This is a genomic window from Burkholderia sp. KCJ3K979 (assembly GCF_016759955.1).
Taxonomy (GTDB): Bacteria; Pseudomonadota; Gammaproteobacteria; order Burkholderiales; family Burkholderiaceae; genus Burkholderia; species Burkholderia orbicola.
This window is the reverse complement of the sequence record NZ_JACFYV010000041.1, coordinates 1-22783: the sequence shown is the minus strand read 5'-3', so window position 1 is coordinate 22783 and position 22783 is coordinate 1. Positions and strand designations below refer to the sequence as shown.

Below are 22783 nucleotides of genomic sequence, written 5' to 3'. Positions count from 1 at the left end.
GTCTCCTTCACTGCGCGGCGGCCATCGCCGACGGCACGACCTGATATTCGAGCTGTGCCCAGGTCTGCGACACGTCGCGCCTGAGGTCGAGCACCTGTAATTGCGCTTCGAGTTGCGCACGCCGCGCGGCGAACGTGTCGGCAAGCGACCCCGTGCCGGCCCGGTACGCCGCCGTCGCGAGTTGCACGCGCTGGTCGGCGGCCGGCAATAGCGCGGCGCCGAGATTCGCGATGCGTTCGCGGCCGCTCGCCAGCGTGTCCGATTGCGTGCGGATGTCGGCCTGTACCTGGCGCAGCGTGTCCTCGTACATCAGGCGCGCCTTCGTCGCGAGCGCCGCCTTTTCGGCGACGTCGCGGTTCTGGCGATTCTTGCGATTGAGCGGCAGCGGGATCGAGACGCCGACCGACACCATGTTCGAATACGCGCCGCCGCGCTGCTGGTACGCGATTTCCCACGTCCAGTTGGGGCTGCGCTCGCTGTTCGCGACCGCGGCGTCGGCTTCGGCCACTGCGATATCGTCCGCGGCGGCGACGAGCGCCGGCTGCGACAGGCGCAGTTCGTCCGGCGGCAACGACGATACGAAGGATTCGGGCGCGGGCGGCGTACCGGCCACGTCCGTCACGGGCACCGCCGTCCAGCGGGCCAGCGCGATGAGCGCGGTGCGATACGCCTGCTGTGCCTTGAGCACCTGGTCCTGCGTCTGCGCGAGCATCGCGCGGGCCTGCACGACGTCGCCCGCGCTCGCCTTCGCGCCGCGATACGACGCCTGCGTCGCGTCGAGTTCATGGTTCATGTGACCGAGCAGCGCCTGCTGAAGCGCGAGCGCCTGCTTCGCATAGACGGCATCGAGCCACGCCGTCGCGGTCTGCCGGCGCACGGCCGCGAGCTGCACGAGATAGCCGGCGCGCTCGCGGCCGACCTGCTCGTCGGCCAGCGCGGTACGCAGCCGCCGCTTGTCGCCGGACACCCATTCCTGCTCGATGCCGATGCGGCGCATCGTCATGAAGTCCTGGCCGACGGTGAAGCGCTGCCCGCCGTTGACCGGCAGGTTGTCGATGCCGGCCTTGAGCATCGGGTCCGGCAACTGGCCGGCCTTGACGGCCGCTTCGGAACGCGCGAGCACGGACGCCTGCGCGGCCTGCATCGACGCGGAACGATCGGTGGCGGACTGCAGCGCGGCGTCCAGCGTCAGCGGCGACGGCTGCGCGTGAACGGCGCCCGCCACCAGCAGCGCGGCCCACGGTACGGGCGCGCGCCGACCTGCACGCGGCATGCGCAGCGTGCGGAAAACAAATGACATGGTGTAACCCCAAATCGGAATCCAAAGGGATTCCACGTCCTGCGCGCAGGACGAACCTCACCGCGTGCGCGGCGAACCGGTCAAATCGGGATCAGCTGATGCGTGGCGGGCGCCACAACCCGTTCGGGTCGCGAGCCGGGACGGACTGCGTGTAGTGGAAGACGATCGTGCTGGCGAATGCAGCGGGACGGTTGACGTCGGCGCGGACGGCCGGGTGGTAGAGACTGCCGAACTGGCATTGGGCCGTCACCTTGCAGGCCATGCCCTTGGCTTTGGCCTTCGCGTGATCGGCGGATGGCGGCTGCATCGAATCGCAATCGCTCATCTCGGCGGACATGGCCATGTTCATGCCCGTGTCCGCGTCCATCGACATCGTGTGCTGCATCGGACATTCACCGGTCAGGCCGCTGGCTGCCAGCCCCGTGATGGGCAGCACCGCGCATAGCAGCAGCAGGATGAAGGTCCGAAGCAGTTTCATGGCGGCGATTATAGCGCGCACTGTTGCGGCATGGCGCGGCGCCGCTACGACGAAATGATGCGCCCTCCCCGCTGCGGCGGCCGCGCGTCATCGCAACAGGTTGTCCGCCGCCAGCGCCGCCTGCACGGCCGGCCGCTCCCGTACCCGCTCGTACCACGCACGCAGATGCGCATGCCGGCTCAGGTCGATATCCGCGTTGTATACCGAGCGCATCCAGTCGGCCTTGCCCCAGCCGGTCAGCGCGAACAGGTACGCATCGGCGATGGTGAACGTGTCGCCGGTCAGGAACGTCCTGCCGTCGAGCTGGCGGTCGATCCATGCGAAGCGGCTGTCGAGCTTCTGGCGCACGGGGTCGACGTACTTCCCCGCCTGCACCGCATACAGCAGCGGGATGAAGCCCTTGTGGATCTCGGTGCCGAGAAAGTTCAGCCATTCCATCAGCCGGTAGCGCGCGAGCGTGCCGTAAGCGGGCGCGAGCGCGGCTTCCGGGCGCTGGTCCGCGAGATACTGCGCGATCACCGGCCCTTCGCGCAGTATCGTGCCGTCGTCGAGTTCGAGCAGCGGCACGTAGCCGAGTTCGTTCACGTCGTAGTAATCGCGGCCGCCGTCGACGACATGCTTGCGCGCGTCGACCTTGACGATCTCGGCGTCGATATCGCCTTCGCGCAGCACGATGCAGATCGCCTGCGAACAGCTGCCGGGAGCGTGGTAGAGCTTCATATGGTTCCTTCGTGGGTTGTCCATGTATCGATTCGCCGCGACGCGGGCGCTAATATCTCGCATCGGCACACGGCTGAGAAGACGGCAGTCGTTTGTGCCGTAGTCACAAAAAATTTACCGACCAGGATTCAGCGCGATGAAAACGAGTGCGACAGGATGTTCCGTTGAAGAAGCGATGCGCCTGCTCGGCGGCCGCTGGCGGCTGCTGCTGGTGTCGTATCTGCTCGACGGGCCGCGCCGCTTCAGCGACCTGCGGCGCGACATGCCGGGCATCTCGCAGCGCATGCTGACGCTCGACCTGCGCGCGCTGGAAGACGCGGGGCTCGTGCGGCGCACCGTCTATCCCGAAGTGCCGGTGCGCGTCGAGTACGATCTCACCGCGGACGGCGAGCGGCTGCGGCCGGTGGTCGACGTGATGCGCGATTTCGGGCTGTGGCTGAAGGCACGCGACGCGCACGCCGACGCAATGCCCGACACCGCGGCTGCAATCGAAAAGACGATGCACGCTCATAAATAACCCTTCAGCAGGAATCGATGCTCATGGAACTGCACGCTACCGTCGGCGCGGCCACGTCCGACCTCGACGACGACGAAAGCTTCGCCAATATCTACTGTCACGATGCGGAGCAGGACTATTGCTTCGCGCTGTCGCGCTTTCCGGACGATGCGCTGATCGAAGTGATGGTGCGCGACCAGCTCAACGTGCGCGTCAAGGATCTGTCGGTGCAGCTGACCGACGATACGATCGACGTCGAGATCGAACCGGGCGTCGCCGCGCGGCTCGACGGCCAGACGCGTTACGTGATCCATCTCGCGCCCGGTCAGTACGATCCGGGCACGCTGCGCGCCGCGTTGAAGGAAATCTTCGTCGGCAAGAGCGGCTATAGCGACGACAGCACGGGCGGCTAAGCGCTCGCCTGCTTGCGCTTCTTCGTGACGACACCGACCCGCGCGTCTCGGCGCCCGTTCCCACATATTGAACGGCACACGTCCCATTAATGGGGATGCCTGCCCAAATGTTGACGCACGCCGCGCCACGGCTCTAACGTTCGCCCCAACGCCATTCGATTCGGCCGCCTCGTTCGCGAGCGCCGGCCGGGGCATAGAACACAGGAGACAACCGTGGGCCCATCCGCGTCACGCACCCATGCCAACCCGCCGCAGCGGCCATCCGCGCACACCGCCACCTCATCCGAATCAGCTACCCACTCGGCCGCCACCACCGCACCCCCGGCCACGCCGCCGAGCCGCAAGCGGCTGCTGATCCTCGCGCTGCTGTTCGTCACGGTCGTGATCAACTATCTCGACCGCAGCAACCTGTCGATCGCGGCGCCCGAACTGTTCAAGGAACTGAACATCGATCCGGTTCGCGCGGGCCTCGTGTTCTCCGCGTTCGGCTGGACCTATGCGCTGATGCAGATTCCCGGCGGCTGGCTCGTCGACAAGGTGTCGCCGCGCGTGCTGTATGCGGGTGCGCTCGCACTGTGGTCGGCCGCGACGCTGCTGCTCGGCTTCGCCGGTTCGTTCGTCGGACTGATCGCGCTGCGTCTCGCGGTCGGCGCGCTCGAAGCGCCGGCCTATCCGATCAACAACCGCGTGGTGACGACCTGGTTCCCGACCCGCGAGCGGGCGAGCGCGATCGGCGGCTACACGTCGGGGCAGTTCGTCGGCCTTGCATTCCTCACGCCGGTGCTCGCGTGGCTGCAGGTGCATCTCGGCTGGCACATGGTGTTCGTCGCGACCGGCCTCGCCGGCATCGCATGGGCCGCGATCTGGTATGCGGTGTATCGCGAGCCGCGCGCGTTGCGCGGCGTCAATGCGGCCGAAATCGCGCTGATCCGCGACGGCGGCGGGCTCGTCGATCTCGAGGATCGCATCGCGGCGCGCAGCGACCGCGCACCGTCAACGTGGCGCGACCTCGGCGTCGTGCTCGGCCGGCGCAAGCTGTGGGGCATCTACCTCGGCCAGTTCGCGCTGAACTCGACGCTGTGGTTCTTCCTCACGTGGTTCCCGACCTACCTCGTCAAGTATCGCGGGATGGACTTCATCAAGTCGGGCTTCCTCGCGTCGCTGCCGTTCCTCGCCGCGTTCGTCGGCGTGCTGTGCTCGGGTGTGCTGTCGGACTGGCTGATGCGGCGCGGCGCATCGCAGGGCTTCGCGCGCAAGCTGCCGATCATCTCGGGGCTGCTGATCTCGACCTGCATCATCGGCGCGAACTACGTGAGCTCCACCGGCTGGGTGATCGCGTTCATGACGATCGCGTTCTTCGGCAACGGCTTCGCATCGATCACGTGGTCGCTCGTGTCGGGGCTCGCACCCGCGCGACTGCTCGGCCTCACGGGCGGCGTGTTCAACCTGGTCGGCAACCTGTCCGCGATCGCGACGCCGATCGTGATCGGGCTGCTGGTCGATGGCGCGGACTTCTCGCGCGCGATCACCTACATCGCCGCCATGGCGCTCGCGGGCAGCCTGTCGTATGGGCTGCTCGTCGGCAAGGTCGAGCGCATCGACGCGTAAGCGCTGCAAGGGCGGCGCACCTGCGTCGCCCTGCTTGACCGCTGTCCCGGCTGGCGCGCCACACCGCCGATGCGGCGGACTCCGGAAACGCGCCTGACCCACCCTTGCCTTCCCGACAGCCGTCGATTCAGTTGCCGCGCCTGCCTTCGGCCGCGCGCCGATCGCTTTGGTCCCCCCGAAGTCGAGCCTCTTCGATTCGCCCAAGCGCGTGCCCTGCGGCACGATGCGCCTGATCAGGTTGGTCGTCAAAATCGCTTGTCGCTCGATTGAAAAAGACGGGGATGCAGTGACTCGTTTACACTGCCCCGGTATGCCCTCTTCGGGATGACACGCGACGTTTTACGAGGCGAACGGACCGGCAGGTCGCCTGCCTGTATTCCCTCCCGATCGCGAGCCGAACAGATGCCCTTTTTTCGTATCAACGGAACGCGTGTCATGGGCGGAACAGGCCTTGGGAATCGCATGCTGCTCAACGTGAACGCCATCCACCGCGACAACGATCGCTTCAACGTGTCGTTCAAGGCATTGGGCGAGCTGATCGAGACGGTCGGCACGCCGCACTTCGTGCCGCGCCTCACGCAACTGCTGAACGAGGTCGTGCCGCTCGACGTCGCGCACGTCGAACGCTCGCGCGTCGACGCGACGATGCCCACCGGCTACCGTTGCGAATGGATCGGCAGCAGCGGCATCGGCACCGCGTCCACCGACATCTCCGACGTGATGACGCTCTACTACGAGCGCTTTCTCGACAGCGACCCGCTGTTCGCGGGGCTGCGCGGCAAGACCGGCACGATGCTCGTCGTGCGCGACATCGCGGCGATCCCGCCCGGCGAATTCCGCCAGCGGCTGTTCGACGACGTGCATATCGGCCACGAATGCGTGCTCGCACGCGGCACGCGCTATTCGCAGCATTCGATCGCGCTGGAGCGCGGCCGTGACCGGCCGCCCTTCACGCTCGCCGAGATGAACCGCTTCCGCAGCATCAGCGACATGCTGTTTCCGCTGCTCGAACTGCATGCGTCGACCACCGCCGCGCGGCGCATCGCGCACGCGACGCCCGACGTCCATCCGCTCGCGCAGTTCGATGCGCGGCTCGCGGCCGACGGCGTGAAGCTGTCGAAGCGCGAATACGAAACCTGCAAGCACCTGCTCTCCGGCAAGACCGTGCCGGAAACCGCCGGGATACTCGGCGTACGCGTCGCGTCGGCGGAGTCGTACGTGAAGCGTGCATTCGCGAAGCTCGGCGTGCGCACGAAGCGCGAACTCGCCGCATGGGGTTCGGCCGCCGCCGTGCTCCCCGCCGCCGGATCGTATGACGACGGCGACGCACCGCCGGCCATCCCGCGCTGACCTGAGCCGCTGCGTCTGCGTCCCGGCGCAGCGAACGAAGCAACGACGAGGACGCGCTGCGGCGCGCATTCATCGCACCAACGATCGCATCACGGATACCATCACGTCATCGCGCCATCGCGCCGAAGACAGGACACCGACCTATGGACCGAGCCGAACACATCAGCATCGAACCGGCGCTCGCGCTTGCCGCCGACGAACTGGACGGATGCGATTTCTCGTTCGACATCGCGTGGGAATTGAATGCGCCGTATCAAGACTTGCTCGATCTTCGCGCGCTGCCGGCGCGGCGCAAGGACTACGGTTTCGATCCTGCCGGCTGGGCGCGCGATGCGTCGGGCCGCACGGCGCTGTTTCGCGCGACGGCCGGCGAACGGCTCGCGGGATTCGTCGCGATCGAGGAAAGCTGGAACGGCATGGCCGAGATCGCGGAACTGGCCGTCGACCGCCACTGCCGGCGCCAGGGTATCGGGAAATTCCTGCTGGCAGCCGCGGAAGCGTGGGCGCGCAGCCACGGGTTCGGCTTCATGCGGCTCGAAACGCAGGCGAACAACGTCGCGGCCTGCTCGACGTATGCGCGTGCGGGCTTCGTGCTCGGCGGCCACGACCGCTTTCTCTACGCCGATGGCGAGAACGCGGGAGAAGTCGCGCTGTTCTGGTACAAGGACCTGCGCGACGGGCAGACCGCGCGAAGCCGCACGGTCGATCCGGCATCGGTGCAGCCGGTGCGCTGATGCACGGTTGATCGTCACGTCAATGCAGTGTGATTGCCGCGTTACTTGCGCGTCGCCACGATGAACAGGCGCGGAAACGGCAACAGCACCGTACCGTCGTCCTGCACCGGATAACCGTTCGGGCCGGCCAGCGCGTCGCGATAGCGCTCGAGGTATGTGCGCTGTTCGGACGCGTCGAGCGCCGCGAGGAACGGCCGCAGCGCGCTGCCCTTGAACCATTCGACGACCGCGTCCGCACCGCCGCGCAGCGGGTGGTAATAGGTCGTGCGCCACACGTCCACACGCGAACACAGCGGCGCCAGCAGCGCATGGTAATAGCGCGCATCGAATCGCTCGGTGCGCGCCGCGCCTTTCAGCTTGTCGGCCCACGGCCCGCCTGCGGCGACTTCGCGCATCAGCCGATGGGCGGGTTCGTCGAGATTGTCGGGCATCTGCACCGCGAGATGGCCGCCTGACGCGAGCCGGCCGACGAGCCTCGGGAACAGCGTGTCGTGCGCAGGCACCCACTGCAGCACCGCATTCGACAGAATCAGGTCATAGCCGCCCGGATCGTCCCAGGTGGTGACATCGGCAAGGTCGAAACGCAGCGCCGGCAGGCGCTTGCGCGCGGCCTCGATCATGTCCGCCGACGCATCGATCCCGTGGATCGTCGCGTCCGGTGCGCGGGCGATCAGCGCTTCCGTCGAATTGCCCGGCCCGCAGCCGATATCGATCGCGGTATGGATCGGCGTGTTCGGCACGGCGGCCAGCAGATCGCGCACCGGCCGCGTGCGCTCGTCCTCGAACTGCACGTACTGGGTCGCGTATTGATCGAGCGGGGTCGTCACGATAGTTCTCCTGGTCGGCATGAGCAGCCGCCGCGCATCCGGGCACCGGATGCAACGGGCCGTCGATTCAGCGCATTCTGCGACTGCCGCCGACCTTCAGTAAAATGAATTTAATATCGTGATTGATTCAAAATTCTGATGAAGATCGATACGCTCGGAGTGCAGGCTTTCGTCGCGATCGCCGACGGCGGCAGCTTCAGGCAGGCAGCCGATACGCTGCACGTCACGCAGACGGCGATCACGCAGCGGCTGCGCAAGCTCGAAGCGTATCTCGGCGTCGCGCTGGTCGAGCGCACGACGCGCCGTACCACGCTGACCGAGATCGGCCGGCGTTTCCTGCCGCAGGCGCGCCGGCTGCTGAACGAACTGTCCGATGCGCTGACCGAAATCCGCGAGACGGGCCTGAGCCAGCGCGGCGACGTCACGATCGCGTGCGTGCCGACGGTCGGCGTGCAGTACCTGCCGCGCATCCTGCGCGCTTTCTCCACGCACCGGCCGCACGATCGCGTGAAGATTCTCGATCACGCGTCGGCGTCGGTGTTGCAGGCCGTGCTGCGCCGCGAAGCGGAATTCGGCATCAGCATCGCCGGCGACCAGCACCCGGAACTCGTCAGCGTGCCGCTCACGCACGACCCTTACGTACTCGTGTGCCGCGACGATCACCTGCTCGCGAAGCGGCGGCGCATCCGCTGGGCGGCGCTGCAGCCGCATCCGCTGATCTTCGCCGGCGAAGTGAGCGGCAATCGCGGGCTGCTCGATGGCGCGTTGAAGACGAGCGGCGTATCGCTGCATTCGTTCTACGAGGTGCAGCGCAGCTCGACCGCGCTCGGGCTCGTCGCGGAAGGGCTCGGCGCGGCCGTCGTGCCGAAGCTCGCGATCCAGAAGAATGCGTATCCGATGATCCGCACGATCGAGCTCGTCGAGCCCTCGGTGTCGCGCACGCTCGTGCTCGTCATGCGGAGGAACGCGCAACTGTCGCCCGCCGCGCGGGCGCTGTGCGACATGATCGTCGAGCGGGCGACGCCCGGGCGGTGATCCATGAGCCTTCCGGCGCTACCAGCTTGTCATGAGATGTCAGGAAACCGCCCGTTGCCGCTCAAAGCACCTTGACCATAAATACGCGCGCCGCGCCTGCCGGCTCGCACGGCACTTCGCCGAACGTCTCGTAACCGTGCTTCCGGTAGAAGTCCGGCGCCTGGAACGAGATCGTGTACAGCACCGCACGCGCACAACCGCGCCGCTTCGCTTCCGCTTCGGCCTCGCGCAGCAGCCGGCTGCCGAAGCCGCCGCCGCGCAGCGATTCGGGCAGATAGAACAGATCGATGAAGAACAGGCCGAGCGACGTGCGGCCGGTGAGGCCGCCCAGTACGTCGCCGGTCGCGGGATCGGTCACGTAGACGTCGAGCGCGGCCGTATCGGTGCGCCCCGTCATCGCATGGTTGAATTCGCCGAGCTTGCGGCTGATGAAGTCTCGGGCGGCCGGCTGCTCGGTATCGGTCAGTCGAAGGGTAACGTCGGGATGGGCTGTCATCGAGGCGAACGCGTGCGTGAATAGACCGCCGGGCGGGGCGGCGCCCGCGGCGGGTATCACACGACTATAGCGCGTCGTCATATGCCGTGACGACGCACGATGATCGCTCGATATCGCGCGACGTCGCGACGCCACGACGCGCTGCGGGCGTCAGAACGGCTTGGTCGGCAGGTACTTGCCGTCGAGCGTGATCACCGCACGCGAACCGCCTTCCGGATCGTCGACCTTCTTCACGTCGAGCCGGAAGTTGATCGCGCTGATGATGCCGTCGCCGAACTTCTCGTGAACGAGCGCCTTCAGCGTCGTGCCGTACACCTGCAGTATTTCGTAGAAACGGTAGATGGTCGGGTCGGTCGGCACGCGATCGTCGATGCTGCCGCGCATCGGGATCATTTGCAGCAACAGCACCGCATCGTCGTCGAGGCCGAGCTTGTCGGCGACGAGGCGCGCCGCGTCGGCCGGCAACGCATGCTGGCCGAGCAGCGCGGCCGTGACGAACGCTTCGCTCAGGCCCGTGCCTTCGGTGAGCTGCGCGAACGACAGGTTCTTGCGCGCCTTCGCGAGCACGACGGTTTCCGCCAGCGCGTGGCGCGCCGTCTGACTGTGCTGGGACTGGATCATGGTAATGCCTCGTAGTGGAGTGGGAGCGATTCAGGCCGCGACGGGGAGTGTCGCGGGGGTTGCACGGACGCCGGGATGGTCCGCAAGGGAAACGAACCGGCCGCTCGCGCCGTCGTAGGCGTCGATGCAGCCCGATTCGATATCGTAGACCCAGCCGTGCAGCGCGAGGCGCCCTTCGTCGAGCGCGAGCCGCACGGCCGGATGCGTCTTCAGGTTGGCCAGTTGCGCGACGACGTTCTCGCGCACCATCGAGTCGATCCGCTCGCGCTCGCTGCGATGCGTGCGCGCCTCGTTCACGACCCGTGCCGAATCGGCATAGCGCAGCCAGTGGCCGACGGCCGGCATGTGGTCCATGCACTGGCAGGTCGCAATCGCGGTCATCGCGCCGCAATCGGAATGCCCGCAGATCACGACGTCCGTCACGCGCAGCGCGGCGACCGCATATTCGACCGACGCCGACACGCCGCCCGGCTCCGGGCCGTACGACGGCACGATGTTGCCCGCGTTGCGGATCACGAACAGGTCGCCCGGCTCGCGCTGCGTGACGAGCTCGGGCACGAGCCGGCTATCCGAGCACGAGATGAACAGCGCCCGCGGATTCTGGCTGCGCGCGAGATCGCGAAACAGCGCGGCGCGCGACGGATAGGCGTCGCGCTGGAACTTCAGGAAGCCCTCGATGATGTCCTTCATCGCGTGTTCTCCGGTGCGGGTGGAATCGATGAAGGACAGGTTACGCCCGACTTCCGATAACGTAAAAGACTGATTTACGATCCACCGGATAAGCACGACTTATAGGAACCGCCATGCTGCTGCGTCACATCCACTACTTCCTGGCCGTCGCCGAACACCGCAGCTTCACGCGCGCGGCCGCCGCGCTGCACGTATCGCAGCCCGGGCTGTCGCAGCAGATCCGCCAGCTCGAGGACACGCTCGGCGCGCAACTGTTCGACCGCACCGGGCGCGTCACGCGGCTGACCGATGCCGGCGACGTGTATTTCCGCTATGCGCGGCAGGCGCTGCACGATCTCGCGGAAGGCCGGCGGGCGATTCACGACGTGCAGGACCTGAGCCGCGGCTCGCTGCGCGTCGCGGTCACGCCGACCTTCACGAGCTATCTCGTCGGGCCGCTCGTCGAGGCGTTTCACCGCCGCTATCCGGACGTATCGCTGTCGGTGCGCGAGATGTCGCAGGAGCGTATCGAGGCACTGCTCGTCGACGACGAGATCGATGTCGGCATTGCATTCGACGAGGTGCAGACGGCGGATATCGACGCGCAGGCGCTGCTGGTCGAGACGCTCGCGCTCGTCGTGAACCGCGGACACGCGCTCGGCAGCAAACGCAAGGCCGGCCTGCGCGCGCTGCACGACGCGCCGCTCGTGCTGCTCACCGCGGAATTCGCGACGCGCATGCAGATCGACCGCTATTTCCGCGAGCACGACCTGCAGCCGCGCGTGCTGATGGAAGCGAATTCGCTCGGTGCGGTGATTGAGATCGTGCGCCGCACGAACCTCGCGACGCTGCTGCCGGCGACGATCGCGGTCGAGCACGACGATCTCGTCGCGGTTGCGCTCGATCCGGCGGGGCTGAGGCGCACGGCCGTGCTGCTGCAGCGCAAGGGTGGGTATCGGAGTGCGGCCGCGCGGGCGTTCGTCGAGTTAGCGCTCGCGCGGGGGGCGGGGCCGGTCAGGCGCGCGCGCTGACCTCAGCTGCTGGCAACGGATCGTCGCCGGCGAACCGACTCATGGAAACATCGACATGTCGAACCTGCTACGCCGCATGACGCTCAACCCACTTGCCATCGCCGCGCTGCTGGCAGGCGCAGCCTGGTGGGTCCACGCACAGACGCGCGCCGACGGCCCGTATCGCGTCGTGGGGTTCAACTACACGGATCGTGGCGTCTACAGCTTCGTGGTCGACGGCTTCGGCGCCGGCAGCGTGCACGCACGCCAGTTCGGCGGCGGGGGTGGCACGATGTGCTGCATGAGCGTGCCCCGCGGCAAGCAGACCTGGCACGTCAGGGTCACTTACGACCTGACGGCTGAAGAAGACGCCAGGAACCAGGCACCTGAAATCGTCGAAACCGAGGTCGCCGTGCCGGCTTTGCCGAACCGGCGAGACGGCTATATCGAGTTTCATTTCCTGCCCGGCCGCAAGATCGACGCCCGATGGGCGGCGTACCCGACGATGCCACGCATGCGCGATGGCGGTTGATCGGAGAAGGGCCGCTCGTGGATGCTGCGTAGCCGCGCGGAATAGTCGCGCGACGCCGCGTCAGTTGTACCCGAGAATCGCTACCGCCGCGACCTCCGGACGATCGATGGTGCTGCCAACGAGCGACGTCATCGGTTCCTGCAGCACTGCCTGATACGACGTCACGCGCACCGCTTCCGGCACACCGGCATCATCCGGCACCGGCTCATCGAACGCGGCATCGAAACCGCTGTAAAACCCCGCTTGCTTCTGCGAAAAAGTCATCTCCACTCCTTTGCCTTCATAGGTCGTTGATGTTCTAGCTGGCCTGCTTCAACGCCGCCGCATGCACGGGCGCACTGTCATGCCCCGCCTCGGCCCGCGCAAGCTGCGCGCGCGTACGCCGCGTGATGTGGATCACCGCGAACACGACCGGCGCGATCAGCAGCCCTTCCGCCAGCTCCGGATCGACCGGCAGGTTCATCACGTGCAGCGCCTTGAACGCCGCCGTCGCGAGCGACAGCACGTAGTACGAAATGGCGGCCACCGACAGCCCTTCGACCGCGTGCTGCAAATGCAGCTGGTTGCGCGCGGTGCGCTCCATGCCGGCCAGCAGCCGCGTCACGTCCTTTTCCTGCGCGAGATTCACGCGAGTGCGCAGCAGGTCGACCGCCCGTGCGATCCGCGCGGCGATCTGTTCGTGACGCGCCCATACGCTGCGGCAGGTTTCCATCGCCGGCGCGAAGCGTCGCTCCATGAATTCGGCGATCGTCGGCATCCCTTCGATACGCTCCTCGCGCAGCTCGTGGATGCGCGCCAGCACGAGCTTTTCGTACGCGCGCGACGCGCTGAAGCGCGCCCCCGATCCCGACAACGATTCGACCCGCACCGCCAGATGCGTGAGCTTGACGAGCAACGCCGCGTCGTCACCGTCGGCGCCGCTCGCGTCCATCCGCTGCATCAATGCGTGCAGCGCCGCATGGATCTCGTCGAGCTCGCGGCTCATCCGGCGCGCGACGGGGAGTGCCAGCAGCGCCATCATCCGGTACGTTTCGATTTCATACAGACGCTGCAACAGCCGGCCACCCTGCTCCTCGCGGAAATCCTCGTCGATCACGAGAAAACGCATGAAGCCGTCGTCGCGCACGTGCCAGTCGCAGAACACCTTGCCGCCGCCGAGCACGTGGCTGCCGACGAGCACGGGCCCGTCGATCCAGCGCCGCAGGTCGCCGCACACGCGCCGCGCGGCGTCGCCCGATAGCAGCTCCATCCGCACCGCGACGAAGCGGATGCCAGCCAGCCGCGCGAACCACGCGGCCGGAATGCCGTCGATCGCGAGATCGTCGAAATAACCGGTGTCGCGACGCGGCGTGACGAACGTGAAGGTCGAGAATTCGGTGTGGCGCTCCCACTTCAGGTGCCAGCCGCACGGCGACTGCACCGCGTAGTGCGTCGCGCCTTCGTGCGGCGCGTCGATGCCGGTATCGCGGCACAGCGCGTGCAGCAGCGTTTCGTGGATGTCGGGCTGGCCGTCCGCATAGATCGCGTAGTGTGTGAGCGACACGGCTTCGGCGAGCCGCAGGAACGGCCGCGCATGCAATTCCGCGGCCAGTGCGGCGCGCAACGGATGGTCCATCATCGATTCACCACGCTTCCCTGTTCAGTCCCGCACGCCGGATTGGCGCGGCCCGACCGCCGCGCCACCCTCGGGCGAAACGCCAGCGTGATCGCACTATGGCAGACACACAGCAACAATAAAAACGCATAATGCTGATCGTTACGTCCAGTTTTCCTGATACCTATGAAGATGCTCGATCACGACGTGCTGGCCACCGTCGTCGCCGTCGCGGAAACCGGCAACATGACCCGCGCGGCCGAGGCCGTGAACCGCTCGCAGTCGGCCGTGAGCATGCAGATCAAGAGCCTGGAGGACGCGATCGGCCGGCCGCTGTTCGTGCGCAAGCCGCGCAGCATCGTGCTGACGCGCGAAGGCGAGGTGCTGCTGGGATTCGCCAGACGAATGCTGGCGCTGCGTGACGAGGCATGGGCGGCCGTGGTGCGGCCGGAGGTGACCGGCAAGGTCGTGATCGGCGTGCCGGACGACTATGCGTCGTCGCTGCTGCCGTCGGTGCTGAAGAAATTCTCCGCGACCTACCCGAAGGTCGAGATCCAGGTAATGGGGCTGCCGAGCAGCGCGCTCGCGCCGCTGATCAAGGAGGGCACCGTCGATCTCGTGTGCGGGACGCGCATCAAGGGGCTGTCGGGCGACTTCATCCGCCACGAGCCGATGGCGTGGGCCGCGATGACGAACGGGCCGCGTGTCTGGGAGGAGCGGCCGCTGCCGATCGCGGTGTTCATGCCGGGAAGCGTCGCGCGCGAGAACGCGATTCGCAGCCTCGAACGCGCGAAAGTGCCGTACCGCACCTCGTATGAAAGCCCGAGCCTGCTCGGGCTGCTCAGCATGGTCGAGGCCGGCCTCGCGGTCGCGCCGCTTGCCCGCTGCGCGATTCCCGCGCAACTGTCGATGCTCGGCCGTTCGCACGGGCTGCCCGACCTGCCGCCGCTCGAGCTGATCCTCGCGCGCAGCACCAAGTCGAAACGGCCGCCGTGCGACTTCCTCGCGGAACAATTGATGGAAGACCTGCAGCGGCAGACCGGGCAGACCGGCGACGTATGAGCCCGCCGGCGGCCGCTCGCCGCCGCGTCAGCCGTGGCCGGTCGTGCCATGTCCGGCCGCGCGCAACGCCGCGTTGACGATGCCGGCCACCGTATCGACGAGCGCTTCCAGCGTGTCGCCGTGCACGTGGCGCCCTGCCGGCGGAACGTGCTCGCTGCGCCGGCCGCCCCACTGCGAGCCGGCCGTGACCGATAGCGTCGCGCTGAACCGCTGGCCATGCCGCCGGCCGAAGATGCCGATGCGCCGCTCGGCGACATAAGCCTGTTCGGGTAGAAACAAGCGGATCTCGACCGCCGCTTGATCGGGGTCGGCCGCACACGCATCCGCATCGAACGCCGGTGCGAATGCCTTGACGATGCGGAACGTCACGTGAGAATCCCACGCGGTGAGCGGCCCGCCGGCCGCATCGACGCGTTCGGCGTCGACCAGCCACTGATGGCGATCGGGCACGCGAATCGCCTGGCGCAGCAGCACGTCCGCCGTGCGAACCGTCACCATCAACTGCCGGGCAAGCTGCCTGCCCGACGGCAACGCCGCGGTATGCGCGCGACGGGCAGCCGGGCGCGCAATACGCACTTCTTCCGTAAGGTACATAGGCCCTCCCTGTTCAGGGGTAGCGCCGCGTTCGACGCAGCGCACAAACGTCCACCATCGGCGGCCGGCGGACAGCACGGCGGCCGGCGAATCGGCGGCGGATTAGCCAAGCAATCGCCGTTCCCGGCTCAGCGCACGCCAGCCGGAACGCACAATTGGCGCGCGATCGGCCCGATCACCGCGTCGACTTGCTGCGCGATCAGCGTGTGCAGCGTGAAATCCAGATCCTTCGAGGCGATGTCGAAATGCACGTGGATCACGTTGCGCACGGCGCGCGCGCTGACGACATACACACCGAGCGGGGAATGCAGCAGCGCGGCAAGCCGGGCGTGCGCCGCCGCGACGGAGTCGGCCGTCAGCGTGACAGGCAATTGCAGGCGCGGGCGCGGCGCCGGGAACGGCGTGACGTTGCCGGGTGCGCCGGCACGCAACCGCCGGCCGGCGACATCGAACGCGGGAAAGGGACGAATAAAGGTCATGGCGCGGACGCAAGCCGTCTCGGCTGTTCGACACGTCCCCAGCTTAGAAGAGGCGGTATAAACGCCGTGCAAAAAAAACGGGGCGGCCGTGCAAAAAACGGCATGCCGGTCGGGCCCCGGCTCGTATGGACGACGTGATACGGCCGCTCGGCCGTCGCGAGCGCCCCCGTCAACCATGACAGGTCGACAGCCGGCGATCCGTCGATACACTGTGAGCCATCCCGACGGCCGCGATCGCCCTCACCGATGCCGGCCGCCGCTTCGCTTGCGCACGGCTTCCCGCTTTCCGTCCGCCCCGCGCATCTTCCGCACGCTTTCCAAGGAATTGCACTTGAAGCACTGGCATTACGCGCTGTTCGCCTTCGCCGGCCTCCTGGCCGCCGCGTCCTCTCACGCGCACCCCGTCTGCACCGTCGTCGCCGACGCCGCCACCGGCAAGCTGCTCGTGCAGCAGGGCGACTGCACGACCCGCGTAACGCCGGCATCGACGTTCAAGGTCGCCATCGGCCTGATGGGCTTCGACGCCGGCGTGCTGAAGGACGAACACACGCCCACGCTCGAGTTCCACGCCGGCTACCCCGACTGGGGCGGCGCGCCGTGGCGCGAACCGACCGATCCGGCGCGCTGGATGAGGCTGTCGGTCTTCTGGTATTCGGAGCAGGTCACGCAGGCGCTCGGGCAGGCACGCTTCCAGCAGTACACGAGCGCGTTCGACTACGGCAACGCCGACGTCACCAGCAAAGCGGGCGAACTCCCCGGCATGATGGGCGCGTGGGTCAATTCGTCGCTACGAATCTCGCCGCTCGAACAGGTCGCGTTCATGCGTAAGATCGTCCAGCGGACGCTGCCCGTCAGCGCGCACGCGTATGACATGACCGCGCGCATCACGCTGCTCGACGCGCAACCGGGCGGCTGGACGGTGCACGGCAAGACCGGCACCGGCTCGCCGGGCATCCAGTACGACGCGGCACACGCGTACGGCTGGTTCGTCGGCTGGGCGACGAAGGGATCGCGCACGCTGGTGTTCGCGAACCTGATCCAGGACGACGAGCGGCAAACGCCCAATGCCGGCCTGCGCTCACGCGACACGTTCCTCGCGGCGCTGCCGACGCTCGCCGCCGCGGCCCCGCCGCAATGAGCGCCGCTCCCCGCAACGCCCGCATCGACCTCCTGCGCGGCGTCTCGATCCTGCTCGTCCTGCTGCATCACTTCAACATCGCATATCCGCTGCGCGACACCGCGCTCGCGCGCGTGCTCGGCTGGGACACGATCCACGCGATCGTGCGCAACGGCAACTACGGCGTGACGATGTTCTTCGCGATCTCGGGCTACCTGATCACGTCGAACGCGCGCCGCCGCTGGGGCAGACTCGGCGCGCTCGACGTGCGCGCGTTCTACGTGTCGCGCATTGCGCGGATCGTCCCGTGCCTGCTTCTGCTGCTCGCGCTCGTCAACGGCCTCGCGGCAGCCGGCGTGCCGATCTTCACGAACCATGCGCCGCAGGGCATCGCCGTGTCGTACTGGCTCGTGAATCTGGCATCGCTCACGTTCTGGATGAACGTGCTGATCGGCGCGTACGGATGGGTCAACTACGCGCTCGGCGTGTTGTGGTCGCTGTCGGTCGAAGAGGTGTTCTACCTGTCGTTCCCGCTGCTGTGCATCGCGTTGCGCCGCGACACGCGGCTGTTCGCGTTCTGGCTGCTGATTGCGGCGGTCGGTCCCGTGTACCGCTACACGCATCCGGGCGACGAAGGCGGCTTCCTGTACGCGTACCTCGCCTGCTTCGACGGTATCGCGATCGGCTGCTGCACCGCGCTGCTCGCCGAACACGCGCGCTGGCAGTTGCTCGCGGCGGCACCCGTGCAATGGCTGGTCGCAGCACTGATGACCGCGCTCTATCTCGCGTGGCCAATCGCGCAAAGCCATGTGTTCGGCGTCTCGGCGATGGCACTCGGTACGGCCGTGCTGCTGATCGGCGCGCACGTCGAACACGCCCGCGCTCATGGCCGCCTGCTCGCGCCGCTGCGCTGGAGCGGCCGGCTCAGCTACGAGCTGTATCTGTTCCATCTGATCGTGCTCGGCGCGCTGCGCACGTTCTGGCCGCCGTCGTCCACGCAGGGCGACGGCAAGCTCGCGCTGCTCGTCGCGTATCTGGCGCTGTCGGCCGGCGTGAGTGCGGTCATCGCGCGCGGCTATGCGACGCCGTTCGACCGCTTCATCAAGCGCGTCGCATCGCGGCCGGCGGCGCGGATGACCGACAGCGCGCGCGTCTAGTTTTCCGCGTACGGTGGCGAACAAAAGCCGGCGTCAACGTCAACATCCGCGTCGGAATCCCTGCCTTCGGGGAGCCGAGGACATCAAGTAGCCTGTGCTGCTCACCGCAGATGCTTTCGAAATGAAAGGCGATGGTAGGAACCGGATGTGACGGCAAGATGAAGGGAAACCGGAAGGATCAGTATGACGGATGAAAGAATGCGGCGGGGCGCTGCGTCCGGGCGCCCCGCGCGCAGCGGGTCAGCCGGCGTATTCGGCGGCAGCGCAGCGTACGGTCACGATGCGCGCAGGCGGAATATTTGCCCAGACGATCCGGCTGCCGCTGGCAACGAATGCCGAATCGCCCAGCGGATGGCGACCGGGCGGGCGCAAATCGTACGTGAACTGGATCATCACGCCGTCGGCCGACAGCACCCGCTGACATTGACCGATGATCGCCGCCACGTCCTCGCGCGGCAGCGTGCGCAGCGGCAGGCACGACACAATCGCATCGACCGTGGCGCCCGGCGGCAACAGCCGTTCGAGCCGCCGCGCGTCGCCCGACACGATCGAGATCCCGGGAAAGCGCCGCCGCAGATGCTGCACGAACGCCGGCGAGCGTTCGACCACCACGAGGCGCCGCGGCGCGACACCGCGCTCGAGCAGTGCCGCGGTGATCGCACCGGTGCCGCCGCCGAGCTCGACGACCAGCCCGTCGCCATCCGGCACCGCGTCGGCCATTTCGCGCGCCAGATGCCGCGAACTCGGGCACAACGCGCCCACCGCGGCCGGCCGGCCGACCCACTCGCGCACGAACAGTGCCGAGACACGCCACGCGTTCGGCCACATCATAGGCGGGCCTCCGGCGCTTGCGCGGTTGGCGGCGGTGTGCCGATGACGGCACGGAACGGGGCTACGGCGACACGGGCAAGGTTCATGCGCATCCTCCTCGGCGAATCGGTCCGCCGCGGCGCGCGACGGTCAATCGATTCTAGGAAACGCAAACTTAAGGCGACGTGAAGATTGACCCTGATTCCCCTGACCAATTCGTGCCCGATCAGCCGTCGATTTGCGGTTGGCGATCGACGCTCTGCTGAAGTGGGCGGGATAACGCTCGGCGACGATCCGGATCTGCTGCAGCGTCGTCTCGATCGCGGCGGGATCGTCTGCTATCAGCGCCACGACGGTTGAAATAGGGTCAGTATTTCGGCGCGCTGTATTTCTGCTGCCGCTGCTCGCCGAAGCCGTGCGCGAGCGGGCAGCACAGCCGAGTTGTGAACCGCGCGCCATGCTCGCCGCACGACGCGCGCGTCTACCGTCACCGCAAGTTGGTTCTCGCCAATTCGACGATTTCGTCACCGCGACCGCTGAGGATCGCGCGCAGCATGAACAGGCTGAAGCCCTTCGCATGCGCGAGTTCGATCTTCGGCGGCATCGCGAGCTCGTACTTCGACGTGACGACGTCCACCACCGCCGGCCCGTCATGCTCGAACGCCGTGCGCAACGCGTGCTCGACGTTCTCCGAATGCTCGACGCGCACGCTGAAGATACCGGCGCCCTTCGCGATCGCCGCGAAGTCGGTCGGGCTCAGATCGACGTTCGTGTCGAGATAGCCGGCCGCCTTCAGCTCCATCGACACGAAGCCGAGCAGGCTGTTGTTGTACACGACGACCTTGATCGGCAGCTTGAGCTGGCGCGCGGTCAGCAGATCGCCGAGCAGCATCGACAGCCCGCCGTCGCCCGACAGCGACACGACCTGCCGCCCCGGATGCGCACCCTGTGCACCGAGCGCCTGCGGCATCGCGTTCGCCATCGACCCATGATTGAACGACCCGTGCAATTGCCGCTTGCCGTTCATCGTCAGGTAGCGCGCGGCCCACAGCGTCGGCGTGCCGACGTCGGCCGTGAAGATCGCATCCTCCGCCGCGACTTCGTCGACGATCTTCGTCAGGTACTGAGGATGGATCGCGCGGCCCGGCGGCTCGGCCACCGCGAGATCGTCGAGCCCCTTGCGCGCGGCCGCGTAGTGCTTCAGCGCGTTCTCGAGGAAGCGCCGCTGCGTCTTGCGCGTCAGCCGCGGCAGCAGCGCCGCGATCGTTTCCTTCACGGTGCCGACGAGCCCGAGCGCGAGCGGCGCGCGATGGCCGAGCTGCGAGCCCTTCCAGTCGATCTGCGCGATCTTCGCGTTCGTCGGATAGAACGGCCGGTACGGGAAATCCGTACCGAGCATCAGCAGCGTGTCGCACGATTCCATCGCGTGATAGCCGGAACTGAAACCGATCAGCCCCGTCATCCCGACGTCGAACGGGTTGTCCCACTCGACGAACTGCTTGCCGCGCAGCGCATGCACGACCGGCGCGCCGAGCGTGTCGGCCAGCGCGACCACTTCGTCGTGCGCACCCTGCGCGCCGCTGCCGCACAGCAGCGTGACCGCGTCGGACCCGTTGAGCAGCGCCGCGAGCCGATCGAGATCGGCATCGGCCGGCAAGATCGACGGCGGCGCCGATTCGCTCCACGCCGGCGCCTCGTCCGGGCCGTCGCCGAGCGCGATGTCGCCCGGCAGCACGATCACCGCCACGCCGCGCGCCTCAATCGCGGTGCGCATCGCCCGCGCCAGCACGCGCGGAAACTGCGACGCGTTCGTCACGAGCTCGGCGAAGTGGCTGCATTCGCGGAACAGCTCCTGCGGATGGGTTTCCTGGAAATAGCCGAGACCGATCTCGGTCGACGGAATGTGCGCGGCGATCGCGAGCACCGGCTGGTGATTGCGGTGGCAGTCGTACAACCCGTTGATCAGGTGCAGGTTGCCGGGCCCGCAACTGCCCGCGCACACCGCGAGTCGCCCGGTCGACGCGGCATCGGCGCCGGCCGCGAACGCCGCGCTTTCCTCGTGCCGCGTGTGCATCCAGCGGATCGAGCCGATCTGGCTCAGGCTGAACGACAGGCCGTTCAGACTGTCGCCCGTCACGCCCCAGATGCGCTCGACGCCCGCTGCCGCCAGCGTCTTCGCCAGGTATTCCGCCATCGTCTGTCTTGCCATGATGCCCTCGCTCGTTGATCGGTCGTCGATTGATCCGGCGGCGGCGCCTGCGGCCTTCGCCGAGATGACGGGACGAGCATACGCGATCGCGCCGGGCGGCGTCGTGACGGTGCGAGCAGCATGGCATGCGCGACAGCGCGGCCGGGCCCGTTCGCGCGCCCAGCCCGCTCTTTCCGCACGATCGGAAGAGCGTCGCTGCCGCCTGGGCAATCCGTGCACGCGGGCCGATGCGGACTCGGCCGGACGCCGCTTCGTCCGGAAGCGTCCGCCCGGCCACGCGCGGACGTCATCCGCTATACCGGCAGCGCATGCGTCGACAGGATCTCCTTGAGTACCATGAACGAGCGCACCTGCCGTACCCCCGGCAGGTACAACAGCTGTTCGGCATGCAGCCGATTGAAGCTGTCGTTGTCGCGCGTGCGCACGAGCATGAAATAGTCGAATTCGCCGGTCACGACATGACATTCGACACACCCTGACACTTTCTGCGCGGCCTTCTCGAACGCGGCGAACGTTTCCGGCGTCGAGCGATCGAGCACGAAGCCGATCACGACCAGCATCCCGGCACCGAGCGGCTTCGGGTCGAGCAGCGCGACGATGCTGCGAATCAGCCCCATTTCCTTCAGCCGCTCGACGCGCCGCAGGCACGCAGGCGCGCTCAGCTTCACTTTCGCCGCCAGGCTCACGTTCGAGATCGACGCGTCCTGCTGCAGTTGCCGCAGGATCGCGCGGTCGATGCGGTCGAGCGCCGGTGCGGCGTCAGTCGGTAATGCGCTGCCGCGATCTAATTTCATTGCGCCAATCTCCTTTTCAACGAATCAGAATTGTCTATTTTTAATTATTAACTTCGATAAAGTAGGTCGACGCAATTCATTTCGCAAGCTCATTTCCCGCGCTTCTGCCTATCATTTTCGTCATCGGCGCACGGCCTGCCGGCCACGCCCGAACGATCCGATTTCCCGCCTTGTTCCCCTTCCGGAGCCCCGCCGATGAATCTGCAACGCTTCCCCCGTTATCCGCTGACGTTTGGCCCGACGCCCATCCAGCCGCTCAAGCGCCTGAGCGCGCATCTCGGCGGCAAGGTCGAGCTGTATGCGAAGCGCGAGGACTGCAACAGCGGCCTCGCGTTCGGCGGCAACAAGACGCGCAAGCTCGAATATCTCGTTCCCGACGCGCTCGCGCAGGGTGCCGACACGCTCGTGTCGATCGGCGGCGTGCAGTCGAACCAGACCCGCCAGGTTGCGGCCGTCGCCGCGCATCTCGGAATGAAATGCGTGCTCGTGCAGGAGCACTGGGTCAACTATGAAGATCCGGTGTACGACCGGGTCGGCAACATCCAGTTGTCGCGGATGATGGGCGCCGACGTGCGGCTCGTATCCGACGGTTTCGACATCGGCATTCGCCGCAGTTGGGAAGAAGCGATGGAGAGCGTGCGACAGGCGGGGGGCAAGCCGTATCCGATTCCGGCCGGC

The 22783-nt window shown here is 67.2% G+C and carries 27 protein-coding genes; 13 read left to right on the top strand and 14 right to left on the bottom strand.

The window, feature by feature from the left end; all coding sequences use genetic code 11:
- Window positions 1–7: 7 nt before the first annotated feature.
- The 3 genes from H3O04_RS12250 to gstA form a co-directional block, all read right to left on the bottom strand.
- Window positions 8–1300 carry a TolC family protein gene (locus tag H3O04_RS12250; protein WP_202587782.1) on the bottom strand — a complete coding sequence of 431 codons (1293 nt, stop codon included), beginning with the start codon at window positions 1298–1300 and terminating at the stop codon, window positions 8–10.
- Window positions 1301–1391: 91 nt separating this feature from the next.
- A complete protein-coding gene (locus H3O04_RS12245) occupies window positions 1392–1778 on the bottom strand; it encodes a hypothetical protein (RefSeq protein ID WP_077179170.1) in 387 nt (128 codons plus the stop codon).
- Window positions 1779–1865: 87 nt separating this feature from the next.
- Entirely contained in the window at window positions 1866–2498 is a 633-nt protein-coding gene (gene gstA, locus H3O04_RS12240; protein ID WP_202587781.1) for a glutathione transferase GstA, read from the bottom strand.
- Window positions 2499–2634: 136 nt separating this feature from the next.
- On the opposite strand from gstA, the gene H3O04_RS12235 reads away from it, so the two are divergent.
- The 5 genes from H3O04_RS12235 to H3O04_RS12215 all read left to right on the top strand — a co-directional run bounded on the left by H3O04_RS12235 (window position 2635) and on the right by H3O04_RS12215 (window position 7099).
- Window positions 2635–3015, top strand: coding sequence for a winged helix-turn-helix transcriptional regulator (locus H3O04_RS12235; protein ID WP_200161646.1), 381 nt, complete (start codon window positions 2635–2637; stop codon window positions 3013–3015).
- Window positions 3016–3032: 17 nt separating this feature from the next.
- Window positions 3033–3407: a hypothetical protein gene (locus tag H3O04_RS12230; RefSeq protein ID WP_202587780.1), complete on the top strand. Its 375-nt coding sequence runs from the start codon at window positions 3033–3035 to the stop codon at window positions 3405–3407.
- 213 nt (window positions 3408–3620) lie between these two features.
- Window positions 3621–5015 (top strand): D-galactonate transporter, encoded by a 1395-nt coding sequence (locus H3O04_RS12225; RefSeq protein WP_202587779.1) that lies wholly within the window; start codon window positions 3621–3623, stop codon window positions 5013–5015.
- Window positions 5016–5477: 462 nt separating this feature from the next.
- Window positions 5478–6365: a helix-turn-helix transcriptional regulator gene (locus H3O04_RS12220; RefSeq protein ID WP_053526097.1), complete on the top strand. Its 888-nt coding sequence runs from the start codon at window positions 5478–5480 to the stop codon at window positions 6363–6365.
- Window positions 6366–6508: 143 nt separating this feature from the next.
- Entirely contained in the window at window positions 6509–7099 is a 591-nt protein-coding gene (locus tag H3O04_RS12215) for a GNAT family N-acetyltransferase (RefSeq protein WP_202587778.1), read from the top strand.
- A gap of 41 nt (window positions 7100–7140) precedes the next feature.
- Here the strand turns inward: H3O04_RS12215 and tam are convergent, their stop codons facing one another.
- Window positions 7141–7926, bottom strand: a complete 786-nt coding sequence (tam, locus tag H3O04_RS12210) for a trans-aconitate 2-methyltransferase (RefSeq protein WP_202587777.1) — start codon at window positions 7924–7926, stop codon at window positions 7141–7143.
- A 138-nt stretch (window positions 7927–8064) separates the two neighbouring features.
- On the opposite strand from tam, the gene H3O04_RS12205 reads away from it, so the two are divergent.
- Window positions 8065–8961, top strand: coding sequence for a LysR family transcriptional regulator (locus tag H3O04_RS12205; protein ID WP_202587776.1), 897 nt, complete (start codon window positions 8065–8067; stop codon window positions 8959–8961).
- Window positions 8962–9022: 61 nt separating this feature from the next.
- On the opposite strand, the gene H3O04_RS12200 is transcribed toward H3O04_RS12205, so the two are convergent.
- The 3 genes from H3O04_RS12200 to H3O04_RS12190 form a co-directional block, all read right to left on the bottom strand.
- Window positions 9023–9457, bottom strand: coding sequence for a GNAT family N-acetyltransferase (locus H3O04_RS12200; RefSeq protein WP_027807662.1), 435 nt, complete (start codon window positions 9455–9457; stop codon window positions 9023–9025).
- 150 nt (window positions 9458–9607) lie between these two features.
- Window positions 9608–10078, bottom strand: a complete 471-nt coding sequence (gene cynS, locus H3O04_RS12195) for a cyanase (RefSeq protein WP_006479873.1) — start codon at window positions 10076–10078, stop codon at window positions 9608–9610.
- A gap of 30 nt (window positions 10079–10108) precedes the next feature.
- Window positions 10109–10768 carry a carbonic anhydrase gene (locus H3O04_RS12190; RefSeq protein ID WP_053526717.1) on the bottom strand — a complete coding sequence of 220 codons (660 nt, stop codon included), beginning with the start codon at window positions 10766–10768 and terminating at the stop codon, window positions 10109–10111.
- 113 nt (window positions 10769–10881) lie between these two features.
- Here H3O04_RS12190 and cynR point away from each other — a divergent pair, with 113 nt between their 5' ends.
- Both cynR and H3O04_RS12180 read left to right on the top strand, forming a co-directional pair.
- Window positions 10882–11778: a transcriptional regulator CynR gene (gene cynR / locus H3O04_RS12185; protein ID WP_202587775.1), complete on the top strand. Its 897-nt coding sequence runs from the start codon at window positions 10882–10884 to the stop codon at window positions 11776–11778.
- Between the two features lie 55 nt (window positions 11779–11833).
- Entirely contained in the window at window positions 11834–12289 is a 456-nt protein-coding gene (locus H3O04_RS12180; RefSeq protein ID WP_202587774.1) for a DUF3304 domain-containing protein, read from the top strand.
- A gap of 60 nt (window positions 12290–12349) precedes the next feature.
- Here H3O04_RS12180 and H3O04_RS12175 read toward each other — a convergent pair whose 3' ends face one another.
- Together H3O04_RS12175 and H3O04_RS12170 are read right to left on the bottom strand one after the other, a co-directional pair.
- Entirely contained in the window at window positions 12350–12553 is a 204-nt protein-coding gene (locus H3O04_RS12175) for a hypothetical protein (RefSeq protein ID WP_202587773.1), read from the bottom strand.
- A gap of 34 nt (window positions 12554–12587) precedes the next feature.
- On the bottom strand, window positions 12588–13907 hold the full coding sequence (locus H3O04_RS12170; RefSeq protein WP_202587772.1) for a DUF3422 family protein: 1320 nt from the start codon (window positions 13905–13907) through the stop codon (window positions 12588–12590).
- Window positions 13908–14069: 162 nt separating this feature from the next.
- Here H3O04_RS12170 and H3O04_RS12165 point away from each other — a divergent pair, with 162 nt between their 5' ends.
- Window positions 14070–14945: a LysR family transcriptional regulator gene (locus H3O04_RS12165; protein WP_006479882.1), complete on the top strand. Its 876-nt coding sequence runs from the start codon at window positions 14070–14072 to the stop codon at window positions 14943–14945.
- Window positions 14946–14972: 27 nt separating this feature from the next.
- Here the strand turns inward: H3O04_RS12165 and H3O04_RS12160 are convergent, their stop codons facing one another.
- The gene (locus tag H3O04_RS12160; RefSeq protein ID WP_202587771.1) at window positions 14973–15539 is read right to left on the bottom strand and encodes a hypothetical protein; all 567 of its coding nucleotides are present in this window, start codon (window positions 15537–15539) and stop codon (window positions 14973–14975) included.
- Between the two features lie 128 nt (window positions 15540–15667).
- Window positions 15668–16018: a hypothetical protein gene (locus H3O04_RS12155; RefSeq protein WP_202587792.1), complete on the bottom strand. Its 351-nt coding sequence runs from the start codon at window positions 16016–16018 to the stop codon at window positions 15668–15670.
- A 325-nt stretch (window positions 16019–16343) separates the two neighbouring features.
- On the opposite strand from H3O04_RS12155, the gene blaOXA reads away from it, so the two are divergent.
- Both blaOXA and H3O04_RS12145 read left to right on the top strand, forming a co-directional pair.
- On the top strand, window positions 16344–17156 hold the full coding sequence (gene blaOXA / locus H3O04_RS12150) for an OXA-1043 family class D beta-lactamase (RefSeq protein ID WP_442862826.1): 813 nt from the start codon (window positions 16344–16346) through the stop codon (window positions 17154–17156).
- Window positions 17153–18292 (top strand): acyltransferase family protein, encoded by a 1140-nt coding sequence (locus tag H3O04_RS12145; RefSeq protein ID WP_202587769.1) that lies wholly within the window; start codon window positions 17153–17155, stop codon window positions 18290–18292. Before blaOXA ends, H3O04_RS12145 begins: the two co-directional genes overlap by 4 nt.
- 240 nt (window positions 18293–18532) lie before the next feature.
- On the opposite strand, the gene H3O04_RS12140 is transcribed toward H3O04_RS12145, so the two are convergent.
- Window positions 18533–19123 carry a class I SAM-dependent methyltransferase gene (locus H3O04_RS12140; protein WP_202587768.1) on the bottom strand — a complete coding sequence of 197 codons (591 nt, stop codon included), beginning with the start codon at window positions 19121–19123 and terminating at the stop codon, window positions 18533–18535.
- Window positions 19124–19294: 171 nt separating this feature from the next.
- Here H3O04_RS12140 and H3O04_RS12135 point away from each other — a divergent pair, with 171 nt between their 5' ends.
- Complete coding sequence (locus H3O04_RS12135) at window positions 19295–19462, top strand: hypothetical protein (RefSeq protein WP_202587767.1); 168 nt, start codon at window positions 19295–19297, stop codon at window positions 19460–19462.
- 127 nt (window positions 19463–19589) lie between these two features.
- Here the strand turns inward: H3O04_RS12135 and poxB are convergent, their stop codons facing one another.
- Both poxB and H3O04_RS12125 read right to left on the bottom strand, forming a co-directional pair.
- Complete coding sequence (gene poxB / locus H3O04_RS12130; protein WP_202587766.1) at window positions 19590–21311, bottom strand: ubiquinone-dependent pyruvate dehydrogenase; 1722 nt, start codon at window positions 21309–21311, stop codon at window positions 19590–19592.
- Window positions 21312–21604: 293 nt separating this feature from the next.
- Window positions 21605–22105, bottom strand: a complete 501-nt coding sequence (locus H3O04_RS12125; protein WP_202587765.1) for an Lrp/AsnC family transcriptional regulator — start codon at window positions 22103–22105, stop codon at window positions 21605–21607.
- 195 nt (window positions 22106–22300) lie between these two features.
- Between H3O04_RS12125 and H3O04_RS12120 the strand changes: the two genes are divergently transcribed.
- Window positions 22301–22783, top strand: a 483-nt coding sequence (locus H3O04_RS12120) for a pyridoxal-phosphate dependent enzyme (RefSeq protein ID WP_202587764.1), incomplete at its 3' end; no start/stop codon positions are given.

Bases quoted from the DNA above. Each gene is read 5' to 3' on its own strand.
- H3O04_RS12180 (WP_202587774.1), top strand. From the start codon at position 11,834: ATGTCGAACCTGCTACGCCGCATGACGCTCAACCCACTTGCCATCGCC.
- H3O04_RS12220 (WP_053526097.1), top strand. From the start codon at position 5,478: ATGCTGCTCAACGTGAACGCCATCCACCGCGACAACGATCGCTTCAAC.
- H3O04_RS12140 (WP_202587768.1), bottom strand. From the start codon at position 19,123: ATGATGTGGCCGAACGCGTGGCGTGTCTCGGCACTGTTCGTGCGCGAG.
- gstA (WP_202587781.1), bottom strand. From the start codon at position 2,498: ATGAAGCTCTACCACGCTCCCGGCAGCTGTTCGCAGGCGATCTGCATC.
- poxB (WP_202587766.1), bottom strand. From the start codon at position 21,311: ATGGCAAGACAGACGATGGCGGAATACCTGGCGAAGACGCTGGCGGCA.
- H3O04_RS12160 (WP_202587771.1), bottom strand. From the start codon at position 15,539: ATGTACCTTACGGAAGAAGTGCGTATTGCGCGCCCGGCTGCCCGTCGC.
- H3O04_RS12250 (WP_202587782.1), bottom strand. From the start codon at position 1,300: ATGTCATTTGTTTTCCGCACGCTGCGCATGCCGCGTGCAGGTCGGCGC.
- H3O04_RS12155 (WP_202587792.1), bottom strand. From the start codon at position 16,018: ATGACCTTTATTCGTCCCTTTCCCGCGTTCGATGTCGCCGGCCGGCGG.
- H3O04_RS12190 (WP_053526717.1), bottom strand. From the start codon at position 10,768: ATGAAGGACATCATCGAGGGCTTCCTGAAGTTCCAGCGCGACGCCTAT.
- H3O04_RS12205 (WP_202587776.1), top strand. From the start codon at position 8,065: ATGAAGATCGATACGCTCGGAGTGCAGGCTTTCGTCGCGATCGCCGAC.
- H3O04_RS12235 (WP_200161646.1), top strand. From the start codon at position 2,635: ATGAAAACGAGTGCGACAGGATGTTCCGTTGAAGAAGCGATGCGCCTG.
- cynR (WP_202587775.1), top strand. From the start codon at position 10,882: ATGCTGCTGCGTCACATCCACTACTTCCTGGCCGTCGCCGAACACCGC.
- cynS (WP_006479873.1), bottom strand. From the start codon at position 10,078: ATGATCCAGTCCCAGCACAGTCAGACGGCGCGCCACGCGCTGGCGGAA.
- H3O04_RS12230 (WP_202587780.1), top strand. From the start codon at position 3,033: ATGCTCATGGAACTGCACGCTACCGTCGGCGCGGCCACGTCCGACCTC.
- H3O04_RS12245 (WP_077179170.1), bottom strand. From the start codon at position 1,778: ATGAAACTGCTTCGGACCTTCATCCTGCTGCTGCTATGCGCGGTGCTG.
- H3O04_RS12175 (WP_202587773.1), bottom strand. From the start codon at position 12,553: ATGACTTTTTCGCAGAAGCAAGCGGGGTTTTACAGCGGTTTCGATGCC.
- H3O04_RS12215 (WP_202587778.1), top strand. From the start codon at position 6,509: ATGGACCGAGCCGAACACATCAGCATCGAACCGGCGCTCGCGCTTGCC.
- H3O04_RS12145 (WP_202587769.1), top strand. From the start codon at position 17,153: ATGAGCGCCGCTCCCCGCAACGCCCGCATCGACCTCCTGCGCGGCGTC.
- H3O04_RS12170 (WP_202587772.1), bottom strand. From the start codon at position 13,907: ATGATGGACCATCCGTTGCGCGCCGCACTGGCCGCGGAATTGCATGCG.
- H3O04_RS12125 (WP_202587765.1), bottom strand. From the start codon at position 22,105: ATGAAATTAGATCGCGGCAGCGCATTACCGACTGACGCCGCACCGGCG.
- H3O04_RS12200 (WP_027807662.1), bottom strand. From the start codon at position 9,457: ATGACAGCCCATCCCGACGTTACCCTTCGACTGACCGATACCGAGCAG.
- H3O04_RS12165 (WP_006479882.1), top strand. From the start codon at position 14,070: ATGAAGATGCTCGATCACGACGTGCTGGCCACCGTCGTCGCCGTCGCG.